This window comes from Algoriphagus aestuariicola (assembly GCF_017254835.1).
Taxonomy (GTDB): Bacteria; Bacteroidota; Bacteroidia; order Cytophagales; family Cyclobacteriaceae; genus Algoriphagus; species Algoriphagus aestuariicola.
The window spans coordinates 1-318 of sequence record NZ_JAFKCW010000047.1 but is presented as its reverse complement, the minus strand read 5'-3'; the positions used below and the strand labels follow the sequence as shown (position 1 = coordinate 318).

At 64.5% G+C, this 318-nt stretch carries 1 pseudogene; it reads left to right on the top strand.

Annotated elements, in window-relative coordinates:
• Nucleotides 1–318: pseudogene (locus tag J0A67_RS23605) on the top strand (transcription-repair coupling factor); the annotation flags it as partial.

Genomic DNA, 318 nt, shown 5'->3' with positions numbered 1-318 from the left:
CTGACGCTGACCGCCACGCCAATCCCGCGGACGCTGAACATGGCGATGAGCGGCATGCGCGATCTGTCGATCATCGCCACTCCGCCGGCACGCCGCCTGGCGGTGAAGACCTTCGTGCGCGAATACGACAGCCTGGTGGTGCGCGAGGCGATCCTGCGCGAAGTGCTGCGCGGCGGCCAGGTTTACTACCTTTACAACGACGTGGAAAACATCGAGAAAGCGGCGCAGCGTCTGGCTGAGCTGGTGCCGGAAGCGCGCATCGCCATCGGCCACGGCCAGATGCGCGAACGCGATCTGGAACGGGTGATGAACGATTTC